At 42.0% G+C, this 11,411-nt stretch carries 9 protein-coding genes; 4 read left to right on the forward strand and 5 right to left on the reverse strand.

Annotated elements, in window-relative coordinates:
* Positions 1 to 153: 153 nt before the first annotated feature.
* The gene (leuS, locus tag HUJ22_RS01055) at positions 154 to 2,685 is read left to right on the forward strand and encodes a leucine--tRNA ligase (protein ID WP_290872437.1); all 2,532 of its coding nucleotides are present in this window, start codon (positions 154 to 156) and stop codon (positions 2,683 to 2,685) included.
* 198 nt (positions 2,686 to 2,883) lie between these two features.
* Here the strand turns inward: leuS and HUJ22_RS01060 are convergent, their stop codons facing one another.
* The 5 genes from HUJ22_RS01060 to HUJ22_RS01080 all read right to left on the reverse strand — a co-directional run bounded on the left by HUJ22_RS01060 (position 2,884) and on the right by HUJ22_RS01080 (position 8,905).
* Complete coding sequence (locus HUJ22_RS01060; protein WP_290872440.1) at positions 2,884 to 4,053, reverse strand: citrate/2-methylcitrate synthase; 1,170 nt, start codon at positions 4,051 to 4,053, stop codon at positions 2,884 to 2,886.
* A 242-nt stretch (positions 4,054 to 4,295) separates the two neighbouring features.
* A complete protein-coding gene (gene mazG, locus HUJ22_RS01065; protein WP_290872443.1) occupies positions 4,296 to 5,057 on the reverse strand; it encodes a nucleoside triphosphate pyrophosphohydrolase in 762 nt (253 codons plus the stop codon).
* A gap of 77 nt (positions 5,058 to 5,134) precedes the next feature.
* Positions 5,135 to 6,403: an asparagine synthetase B gene (locus tag HUJ22_RS01070; protein ID WP_290872446.1), complete on the reverse strand. Its 1,269-nt coding sequence runs from the start codon at positions 6,401 to 6,403 to the stop codon at positions 5,135 to 5,137.
* A gap of 1 nt (position 6,404) precedes the next feature.
* Positions 6,405 to 8,306: a tetratricopeptide repeat protein gene (locus HUJ22_RS01075; protein ID WP_290872449.1), complete on the reverse strand. Its 1,902-nt coding sequence runs from the start codon at positions 8,304 to 8,306 to the stop codon at positions 6,405 to 6,407.
* Positions 8,303 to 8,905 carry a Maf family protein gene (locus tag HUJ22_RS01080; protein ID WP_290872452.1) on the reverse strand — a complete coding sequence of 201 codons (603 nt, stop codon included), beginning with the start codon at positions 8,903 to 8,905 and terminating at the stop codon, positions 8,303 to 8,305. Before HUJ22_RS01080 ends, HUJ22_RS01075 begins: the two co-directional genes overlap by 4 nt.
* 93 nt (positions 8,906 to 8,998) lie before the next feature.
* Here HUJ22_RS01080 and HUJ22_RS01085 point away from each other — a divergent pair, with 93 nt between their 5' ends.
* Genes HUJ22_RS01085 through HUJ22_RS01095 form a run of 3 tightly spaced genes read left to right on the forward strand, consistent with a single transcriptional unit; the run spans position 8,999 to position 11,377 of the window.
* Positions 8,999 to 9,247: a hypothetical protein gene (locus HUJ22_RS01085; protein WP_290872455.1), complete on the forward strand. Its 249-nt coding sequence runs from the start codon at positions 8,999 to 9,001 to the stop codon at positions 9,245 to 9,247.
* Positions 9,219 to 10,079 carry a DUF92 domain-containing protein gene (locus HUJ22_RS01090; RefSeq protein ID WP_290872458.1) on the forward strand — a complete coding sequence of 287 codons (861 nt, stop codon included), beginning with the start codon at positions 9,219 to 9,221 and terminating at the stop codon, positions 10,077 to 10,079. Before HUJ22_RS01085 ends, HUJ22_RS01090 begins: the two co-directional genes overlap by 29 nt.
* Positions 10,076 to 11,377 (forward strand): dicarboxylate/amino acid:cation symporter, encoded by a 1,302-nt coding sequence (locus HUJ22_RS01095; protein WP_290872461.1) that lies wholly within the window; start codon positions 10,076 to 10,078, stop codon positions 11,375 to 11,377. The genes HUJ22_RS01090 and HUJ22_RS01095 overlap by 4 nt, the downstream gene beginning before the upstream one ends.
* Positions 11,378 to 11,411 lie beyond the last annotated feature (34 nt).

Here is an 11,411-nt window from a genome sequence, read left to right on the forward strand (position 1 = left end):
AACCGGACGGAGTGGATGTGATAGAAGCGCTAATTGATTACAGCTAAGTAACATTTTGAATCTTAAAACATCCGCAAAAACCATTTCAATGGTTTTGCATTAATGTCTTATCTTTGAGGCTCGCAAAAGAAGAAAAAACTCAAACATTCATTAATGCACTCCTACAATCCGGATAAAATCGAGACCAAATGGCAAAAGTACTGGCTCGAAAATAAAACCTTTGAAACGCCCACCAATACTTCAAAACCCAAATATTATGTGTTGGATATGTTTCCCTATCCAAGTGGCTCAGGACTTCATGTAGGCCATCCTGAGGGGTATACGGCTACGGATATCATCGCACGGTATAAGCGCATGAATGGATTTAATGTACTGCACCCGATCGGATGGGATGCTTTTGGATTACCGGCGGAACAATATGCGGTGAAGACCGGAACACATCCGCGAATTACTACTGAGAAAAATGTGAACAAATTCCGGGAACAACTGCAAGCTATCGGCTTTAGTTATGACTGGGATCGCGAGGTAAATACTACGGACCCGAATTACTACAAGTGGACGCAGTGGATCTTTCTTCAGCTTTATAAAAAAGGGCTCGCATACGAAGATGAAGTAGCGGTGAATTGGTGCCCCGAGTTGGGAACCGTACTTGCCAACGAGGAAGTGGTGGATGGAAAGAGTGAAGTAGGCGGATACCCTGTAGTTCGTAAACCCATGCGCCAATGGGTGCTCAAGATCACCGAATATGCCGAAGAATTACTTCAGGATTTGGAAGATCTGGACTGGCCGGAATCGCTCAAAGAAATGCAGCGCAACTGGATTGGTAAATCCATCGGGGCTGAGATTGATTTTGAGATAGCCGCGCATGATGAAAAACTGCGGGTATTTACGACCCGTCCGGATACTATTTTTGGAGCAACCTATATGGTTTTGGCTCCGGAGCATCATCTGGTAGAGAAAATTACAACGGATGAGCAGAATGAAGCGATCAACAATTACCGGGAGGAAGCAGCCAAGAAATCTGATTTAGAGCGACAGGAACTTAACAAAGAAAAAACGGGGGCTTTTACCGGAGCTTATGCAATTAATCCGGCTAATGGTAAAGAGATTCCGATTTGGATTGCTGATTACGTGCTGGCCAGTTATGGAACCGGGGCCATCATGGCAGTACCGGGACAAGATGAACGGGATTGGGAATTTGCGGAAAAATTTGACCTGGAAATAGTACGTACGGTAGAGCCGCCGGAAGATTTCGAGGGGAAAGCCTACACAGGTGAAGGCCCGGCCATCAATAGTGATTTTCTGAATGGACTGGATATTAAAAAAGCCAAAAAGAAGATCATCTCCTGGCTGGAAGAGAAAGGAGCCGGTAAGAAATCGGTGAATTATAAACTGCGTGACTGGCTGTTCTCCCGTCAGCGTTATTGGGGGGAACCGTTTCCGATCATCCATGTGGATGGCGAACATAAAGCGCTGCCGGAATCCGAATTGCCTGTAACACTTCCAGAAGTTGATAAATATCAGCCTACCGGAGACGGGGAGCCGCCTTTGGCTAATGCTACAGACTGGGTGAATACCACTGATCCCGAAACCGGGAAGCCGGCCAAACGCGAAACCAACACCATGCCTCAATGGGCCGGTTCCTGCTGGTACTACCTGCGCTACATCAGTCCGGAATTTGATGGCGGTCCCGTTGATCCCGATTATGAAAAATACTGGATGCCGGTGGATCTTTATGTGGGAGGTGCAGAACATGCCGTGCTTCACCTGTTGTATGCCCGCTTCTGGCACAAAGTGTTGTATGATATCGGTGTGGTTTCAACCAAAGAGCCGTTTCAGAAATTGGTGAATCAAGGTATGATCCTGGGTGAAATGGAATTCACGGGCCCTGATGGTGAGAAAGTTGCCGAAGACAAAGTGGAGAAAAAGGGCGAAGGATTTGTTCTTAAGGGCACCGATACGAAAGTGGAAGCCCGGGCTCATAAAATGTCTAAAAGCCGTGGAAATGTTATCAATCCGGATAATGTGATTGCACAATACGGAGCTGATTCACTGCGATTGTATGAAATGTTTATGGGTCCATTGGAGCAGGTGAAGCCGTGGAGTACCAAAGGGGTGGAAGGGGTGAACCGATTCTTGAACCGCGTATGGCGCTTACTGGTGGATGACGATTCCGGTGAGATCTCTGATAAAGTGAAAGACATCGAAGCTCAAAAAGAACACCTGAAACCACTGCATGAGGCTATTAAAAAAGTAACAGAAGACATTGAAAGTTTACGCTTCAATACTGCGATTTCTGCACTGATGATCTTTGTGAATGAGGCGAACGGCTGGAAGGAAATTCCCCTTTCGGTAGCCCGGGAATTTGTACAGATCCTGAATCCGTTTGCCCCCCATATTACTGAAGAGTTATGGAGAATGCTTGGTCATGAAGACACCCTTGCATATGAAGAGTGGCCTGAATTCAATGAAGAATTCCTGAAAGCGGATACGGTCACCTATCCGGTGCAGGTTAATGGGAAAGTCCGCGCCGACATCGAAGTGGATGCTGCCAAAGCTAAGGATAAAGATTACGTTTTGGGATTAGCCAAGGAAGAAGAGAACGTAGCTAAATACCTGGAAGAAGGTAATTTGGTAAAGGAGATCTTTGTACCCGGAAGAATCGTTAATTTGGTGGTGAAGTAAAACGGCTCGCTGAGCCGTTTATACTTTTTTTGGAACCGGAGGTTCCGGTAGGTATTCCGAATGGGGACGTTCGGAACGAGTAGAATCCAAACAGGTTTGGTAAGCTCAATAAAAATTGTTTAAAGAAAAACGCTCCGACGCGGAGCATCAGAGCGAGTAAAGTAGGGGCGAATCACATTCGCCCAATAGCTTAATTATTTACCGTTTTTCAACAGGCACCCAATCAAGATGCTTCTCACCAACGTAAAGGGCACGAGGACGAATCAGGCGATTGTTGGCAGCCTGTTCCATAAAGTGACCGGTCCAGCCGGAAACACGGCTCATGGTAAAGATGCAGGTGTAGAGATCTGGCTGAATTCCAATGGAGTAATATACCGTTGCAGAAAAGAAATCCACGTTGGGATCAATGTTTTTCTCACTTTTCATCGTGTTTAACATGTCCATCGACCATGTGTACAATTCCTGATGGCCGGTCTCTTCGGAAAGATCTTCGGACATGTGTTGAAGGAGCCGGGCACGAGGATCAAAGGTCTTATAAACCCGGTGTCCGAATCCGGATATTTTTTCTTTGTTTGCAAGCTTTTCTTTTGTGAAAGCTACGGCGTCGGCTTTGTCACCTTGTTCTTCAAGTTCGAGCAAAGTATTCATAACAGCCGTATTTGCCCCGCCATGTAGAGGGCCTTTCAGGGCACCAATCGCACCGGTTACTGCAGAATACATATCAGACTGTGTAGCACAAATGGTTCTGCAGGTGAAGGTAGAAGCATTCATTCCGTGCTCGGCATGAAGAATCAGGCACAGGTCCATGGTTTTTTCAGCTTGCTCACCGGGTTTCTCACCATTCAGCATATATAAAAAGTTGAATGCAGTGCTTCCGTCTTTAAGTGGAGCAACCACATCTTTTCCGTGCCTTACGCGATCAAAAGCTGCAATGATGGTTGGGATCTTAGCTGTGATGTCAATAGCCTGTCCTTCAAATAAAGTATCATCAAACTTACCTTTGGTATCATCAAAATCAGCCAGCATGGAAACAGCTGTTCTGAGTACGGCCATTGGTTCTGCATCTTTGTCGGTTGCTTTGATGTAATCTAAAACCGGTTGTGGAATGTCCCGGTGTTCAATCAATAATTTCTTTAGACTTTCTAATTCGTCAGAATTTGGAAGGCGGTCATGCCACAGCAAAAAGCACACTTCTTCAAAAGTTGCGTTTTCAGCCAAAGTATCAATCAGGTAACCCGAATAGATTAATTCACCTTTTTGGCCGTCTATAAAACTTTTAGTAGTCGAAAATGCTACGATACCATCAAGACCTCTGTTGATATGGGGATATTGTTGCTCGTCAAAGCCTGTGTGAATGCCTTCTGACATTGTTACTCCAAATTTTGTTAATGATAAATTACTCGATAAGAACCAACTTAACGCCGTTAACGAATTTCACTTCCGGAGCGTTTAAAGCCGGTAAAAAATTCCGATTCTCATATTTGAGAAGAGCACCGAATATACTAAAACCGACGCACAATTTTAAGTCAAAATGATTAAAATCACTTTAATAAAGCAACTGGATTTGAAGAAAATATGAAGATTCGTTGCGGAAATCTTTATCGTGTCTATTATAACGACTTTGCCTCATTCCAATACTTATCCATTTCTTCCAGCGTAGATTCCTTCAGGGTTTTATTCTGTTCTTTTAGCTTCTTTTCGATGTATCGAAACCGTTCTTCAAATTTAGCATTGGTTTTGCGGAGGCTGTCTTCGGCATTCAGTTCAAAGTACCGGCTTACGTTTACGAGGGAGAACAGCACATCACCAAATTCATCCGATAGTTTTTCAAAATCATTTTCCTCAAGAGCTTCTTTGAATTCTTGCAGCTCCTCGTCCAGCTTTTCCCATGCTAGTTTCCATTCCGGCCAGTCAAAACCTACATTAGCAGCTTTCTCCTGCATCCGCTGTGCACGGATGAGGGCCGGAAGTTGTGAAGGCAGTCCGTCCAGTGTCGATTTCTTCCCTTCTTTTAACTTAATGTTTTCCCAGTTTTCAGAAACTTCGCTTTCTCCATTCACCTCGGTTTCACCAAAAACATGAGGATGCCGGCGAATCAGTTTTTCCATGAGTGTATAAATCACATCCCCAATATCAAATGTCTTGGCTTCGGTGGCCATCCGGGAATGAAATATAACGTGAAGAAGCAGGTCCCCAAGCTCTTTTTTGAATTCATCAAAATCTTGATTGTCCAATGCTTCGATGGCTTCATAGGCCTCTTCAATCAGGTTATCTTTGATGGATTCGTGTGTTTGTTTCCGATCCCACGGGCACTCCTTTCTTAGAATAGCTATGAGTTCTACGAGATCTTCAAACTTCCTGCTTGGCTTCATTTTAATTTTAAATGTTAAATTCTAAAATGCTTAATGAAGTATAATTTAACATATAAAATTCATCCATTTAACATTAACTACGTTTTTTTCTTTTTCTTTTTGGCGGCAGGAAACAGGATGTTATTCAGGATTAAACGGTAGCCGGGACTGGTAGGGTGAAGTTCCAAATCGGTGGGCGGATCATTTACACGGTGGGTATAATCTTCAGGATCATGACCGGCATAAAAGGTAAACGTCCCATTTCCATAATTTCCGTGCAGATATTTAACTTGTTCACGGCCCGGGGACTCTCCTAAAATCACAACCGACGATTTTACTTTGTCTTTTTGGAATGCTGTGGTTTGCCCGTAAAACCCACGCACACTGCTTACATGATTTTGGGTAAGCATGGTAGGAACCGGATCCCACTTAGCGGAAAATTCAAAGAGTGTAAAGAAATCAAGAGATTGATCTACTTGATCAATGGTTACTGGTACGTCAATATCGGCATGTTCATATTCGCCGGGGTTAAGTTTAATATCAAAATCTTCAAACGCCAGGGTCTTATTAAAGTCTAGTTTTTCCTGTGCGTTAGGATCTGCAGGGTCTCCGTCAAATTGCTCGGGGGCAATATCAACCCCTTCGGCAGCAAGGGCGATGTCAAAGGTATCGGTTCCGGAACACATTGCGAATAGAAAACCACCGTTACCTACATATCGTTTTATGGTTCGGGCAACTTCTTTCTTTTGTTCACTAACCGATGAGTAGCCTAATTCAGCGGCCATAGCTTCCATTTGTTTAACCTGGGCTATGTACCAAGGCATATTGCGATAGCTGGCCCAAAATTTCCCAAATTGTCCGGTAAAATCTTCATGATGCAGGTGAAGCCAATCATATTCGTCCAATTTCCCTTCCAGCACTTCTACGTCCCATATTTTGTCATATTCTACCTCAGCATAAGTGAGAGCAAGAGTTACGGCATCATCCCATGGCAAAGCCTGATCAGGAGTATAGACAGCAATTTTAGGTGCTTTTTCTAAATTAACGACGGCAGTATTGCTGCTGTTACTTTCGACATCTGCAACAATTTGCCGGGCTTCAGAAGCACTGATGGTTTCCAGGTTTACATTGCGCAAACGGCTTTTTCGGACAATATCATTTTCTACTTGAGCTAAAAAACTGCCGCCCCTGTAGTTAAGCAGCCATTGTGCAGTATATCCATCCGTTATATGATTAAAAATCACACCATACGCTTTGAGATGATTAGTCTGGGAAGCGTCCATGGAAATAAGTACATGCTGTTGCGCTTGAGTTGCCAGAAGTGGTACTAATGCAAATAAACCTATGATGAAAATTCTCTTGAACATATCAGGAGTTTCGGTCTGTTAATTTAGTTAAACGTTCTCGTGCGTAAGGTGCATAAAAACCTTGTGGAAAGGAAAGAATCAATTCCTCATATATTTCTCTTGCTGATACTGATGGCATTACAGCAGTATTTTGAGCTTCAATACAATTTTCCTTGTCTGAACAACCATCTGCATTTACAGAGTAATCGGTTTGTTCTGCAAGTTTAGCCTGTTCCCAAAGTAATTTTTCTTTAATGGGAGTATTGGTGTTTGTGGTTAGAAAATTACTCAGTTGAATAAATTTCTCTACTTTCTCCACATGTGATGATTGTACAAAAAATAACATGGCATCATCCTTAAGCGCATAGAAGTCAGGATCATTGATCATTTGTAAAAATAGCTGGGCGCTTTCAGAAGATTTTCCATTATTTTCTTTAAAAACAGCATCGGCAAACCTCGATAAATTGGTTCCGGTGGTATCTGCTGAAAGTCCTTCTTGTAACCACAGCCTCAGCTCAAGAGCATTGTTTGCGTAATATGAAGTGTTATTTCTGCCAAGAGATTTAAGTTGTATGGTGGCAAATTCATAATCGCCTGAATAGAAGTCGGTGAGTGCGAGAAAATACCGTGTTTTTTCAGCTATTTCACCAATTTCAGCTTCTTTGTTTGCTCTTGTGAAATTGATGCGTGCTTGTGGATATTCTTTTTTAGAAAGATGGATACGACCTTCCAGGTATAGAACTTCAGGAGAGCCATCCGTTCCGGGTATTGACTTCAGTTTGCGCAATGCAGATTCTGCTTTTTCTAAATCAAAGACATAGTCCAGAGCAAGTTCTGCCCTTTTAAGCTGAACATTTTTTCTGCCGCTGTAACTGTTGGTCTCTGTTTCAATAGAATCAAGCATAACGGTAGCAAGTTGAAAAAGACTGTCACGTTGATTTTTGAAATCAAGGTTGTAGTCATCAATGTATTTAGCCCATTTAGAATACGTATCTGAAAGTTCTTCCAATCCCCGCCATTTTATTTCTCCATAGGTTTTATCAGTGTAATAGGTGAAGGCTTCTTCAGCCAGTTCAAATTCATTATTACTTACCAGCTGTTGACCTAAGTTGAATAATGAATAATTATATGATTCAGTGCGGTTTTCATATTCTTTAGCTACTGATAAAGCTCTCCGGTAGAGTTCATTTTCCTGGAGCAGCCAAATTTCAAGCTGATAGAATGTTTGGTACAGCGGGTTGGAAACAGACATAGAAGAAAGACGTTCGTCCAGTTCTATGATTGTAATGTCATATAAAATGGGGTCATTATATCTCAATAAGCTCCGTTGAATAAATGAGATTTGATTTGGAGAATCTTCAAGCAGGGAAAGCCACTCATCGATAGCCAATTCATATTCACCGGCTTGCATATAAGCGTTGGCAATATCACTAAAAAAGATGCGGTTATTCTGAAACGCCTTTCTGGCCTGTTTATAGATATCCACGGCTTCCATGTACTCACGCCGACTAACCATAACCCGGGCAGTTGTTATATAGAGCTGCAGTTGGTTCTGATTTGATTGTAAGTTGGTTTTCCAAATTTCAAGAGCTCTTTCTTTTTCATTTTTATAATGATAAAGTTCTCCTATGCGGACCTGTATCTGACTATCAAACTCCGGATTTCCTTTATACTGATCGGTGATTTCAAGAGCCTTGTCGTATTGTTTAAGCTGAATAAGACAGTCTATCAACTGATTGGCATAGACAAAGGTTTCGGGATTGCTCTCATTAAGCTCTTGAAGAAGAGGTAAGGCCTCGGAGTATTTTTGCTGTTGCATCAGCTGCACGGCTACTTGATATTTACTGTTATTCTGAGCCAACAGATTTAATGACAGCAGCAGTACGGCAAATATGGTAAAAAGTAATTTCTTAAAATTCATCATTTTAATGCCATTAAAGTCAGTTTGGGCATAATTTTTTTTAACTCTCGATAAAATCGGTTCAGGGGAAAGCCGACTACATTATAGTAGTCACCTTCAATCCTTTCTACAAATAAAGCTCCTAAATCGTCTTGGATACCATAAGCTCCTGCTTTATCCAAAGGATTTCCACTTTTTATATATGTATGGATATCCTGTTTATCTAACGTACTGAAGGTTACTTTTGTTTGCTCAAAAAATGTATGACCGCTTTCCTGATGTCCTTTTTTATCACTTTTAACAAGAGCTACCCCGGTATAGACAGTATGAGTAGAATTACTGAGGGATGTTAAAAATTCTGCCGCCTCTTCCTCATTTTCCGGCTTCCCCACAATTTTCCCTTTATGCACTACTACGGTATCCGCACCTATTACTAAACTGTCCTGGAAGCGAGCACTGACTTCCCGGGCCTTCAATAAAGCCAATTCTTTCACTAAAAGAGCCGGATCTTGTTGGGAACTGTTTTCCTCAACGTCACTGGGAAAGACTTCAAATGAAAGCCCAATTTGCTCAAGCAGTTTTTTTCTTCGGGGACTTTGTGAAGCCAAAATGATTCGAGTCATGTGGTGTTTTGTGTTTTTGGGTTTAACAGATAATTAAATAACTTTGCGAGGCGTTTCAATCACAATCATATTATCAAAGTTAAACAAAACAACATGGCAAAACGAAAGGGTAAAACGGCAGATAACCAACCTATGTTTTTTTCTGCTTATAATTATAAAATGATTGGGACAGCAATTTTCTTGATTTTTGCAGGTTTCACCGCCATGTATCTTGAAAACGAAGTAAACGGCTTTATTTCGTTGTTTGTCTCACCTATTGCCATCATGGCCGGTTATATATTGGTTGTATTTGCGATTATGAAACACGACCGTGATGAGGAACCGGAAGCAGCATCGAACTGAACGAGTGCTTGACCGTTGGGTAAATATCTTCTTCACATTAGCTCTGATTTTTGTTTTCATTTTATATGGAGATGCACAAGATCATCAACAAATTCTAACCGGTGTATTTCTCGCGGCTTTATTCTCAATACTTGCCTTTATTATAAATTGGTTGACGATTGACGGAGCCATATCTGCCGCCATATTTGGCAGTATTGCGTATGGTTTAGGAGGGATGCAGGGAGCCGCAATTGTACTGGCATTTTTTATTTCGGGATCTATTCTTTCAAAAGATTTAATTTCAAAGGAAGGATTTTTAGAAAAAAAATTCCGCAGGGATGGAAAGCAGGTATGGGCCAATGGGTTTTGGTTTGCTATCTGGATTTTATGCTGGTTTCTAACTGAGAAGGAGATCTTTTTGATTGCAGGTGTGACGGCTATTGCAATGTCTGCTTCCGACACCTGGGCTACAGAAATAGGGGATAAGCGTATAAAAGGAAAAACCTGGCTTATGACCAATTGGCAAAGGGTTCAGCCCGGTACAGACGGAGGAGTGAGTATTTTCGGAACCTTAGCAGCCCTGCTTGGAGCAGTATTTATAGCTGGAATATTTTGGGTGTTGAAAATGAGTATCAGCTTTTCATCAATAATTGTAATTTCTTTAATTGGGTTTTCAGGTTGTCTTGTTGATTCTTACATTGGCGCCCGATTTCAGAACAGAGATTATAAATTTTCCTGGCTTACTTTATTTGGAAGGGAGAATATGTATGTTAGCAACAATTTTGTAAACTGGATTTCGGCAGGAATCGCTTCATTAATCAGTTTGATATTAATCTTAATTATTGGCGTATGAAATGGTATAGAAAGTTACACTGGCAAATTATAATCGGGTTAATTTTAGGTTTGATTTGGGGACTAGTCGCCAATTTTGCCGGTTTGAATGAATTTACAACCGACTATATCAAACCCATTGGCACTATTTTTATCAAATTATTGGTTTTAATTGCTGTACCGTTGGTGTTGGTATCGTTAGTTACCGGGGTAACCAGTTTAAACGATACTGCTCAGCTTTCCCGGATGGGGGGTAAAACAGTAGCAATTTATGCCATAACTACCGTTTTGGCTATTAGCATTGGGTTGGCGACGGTGAACATTATGAAGCCGGGGAAATCCCTTCCTGCTGAGACACGGGATCAACTGCAGGCCACATACAGTGAAAACATTGATGAAAGGAGCGAGTCAGCCATGGAAGTTATGGATCGCGGGCCTCTGGATTTCTTCGTAGATATTGTCCCTGAAAATTTCTTTAGCGCAGCTTCAGACAATTCTAATATGCTGCAGGTTGTTTTTGTAGCCATTTTATTGGGAATTGGAATTATTCAAATAGGAGGAAAAAAGGCGGAGACATTAACCAATTTCTTTGATGCCTTTAATGATGTCATTATTCGAATTGTTGAATTGATAATGCTGACGGCACCCTATGGAGTATTTGCGCTTATGGCCTCGTTGCTCATAGATCTTGCAGGAGACGATTTAGGCAAAGCCCTTGAGTTACTTTATGCGCTGGGCTGGTATTGTCTTGCTGTGGTGATCGGTTTAACAATTCATGTATTTGTAGTATATGCGAGCTTATTTAAGGCAACCAGTAATATGAAGTTAACTACTTTTTTCCGTGCTATTCAGCCGGCTATGTTATTAGGGTTCAGTACAAGCTCAAGTGCCGCCACCCTTCCGGTAACCATGGAGCGTGTTGAGAAAAACTTAGGTGTTAAAGAGGAAGTAGCAAGTTTTGTATTGCCTATCGGGGCTACCGTTAACATGGACGGAACCAGCCTTTATCAAGCTGTTGCTGCAGTATTTATTGCTCAGGCTCTCGGAATGGATCTGACACTTGTCCAGCAATTGACCATTGTTCTCACTGCCACTGCCGCATCAATTGGAGCAGCAGGGGTGCCCGGAGCCGGTATTATCATGCTGGTTATAGTATTGGAATCTGTGCAGGTACCTACGGCGGGTATAGCGTTAATACTTGGGGTTGATCGAATTTTGGATATGTTCCGGACCATGGTCAATATAACAGGGGATGCAGCTGTATCGGTTGCAGTAGCCTCTTCAGAGGGATTATTAGGGGAAGCACATCTTGATGATTAGAATTTTAAAAATTAGGAAACTTTACATGCCTTTA

The organism is Gracilimonas sp. (assembly GCF_014762685.1).
Classification (GTDB): Bacteria; Bacteroidota; Rhodothermia; order Balneolales; family Balneolaceae; genus Gracilimonas.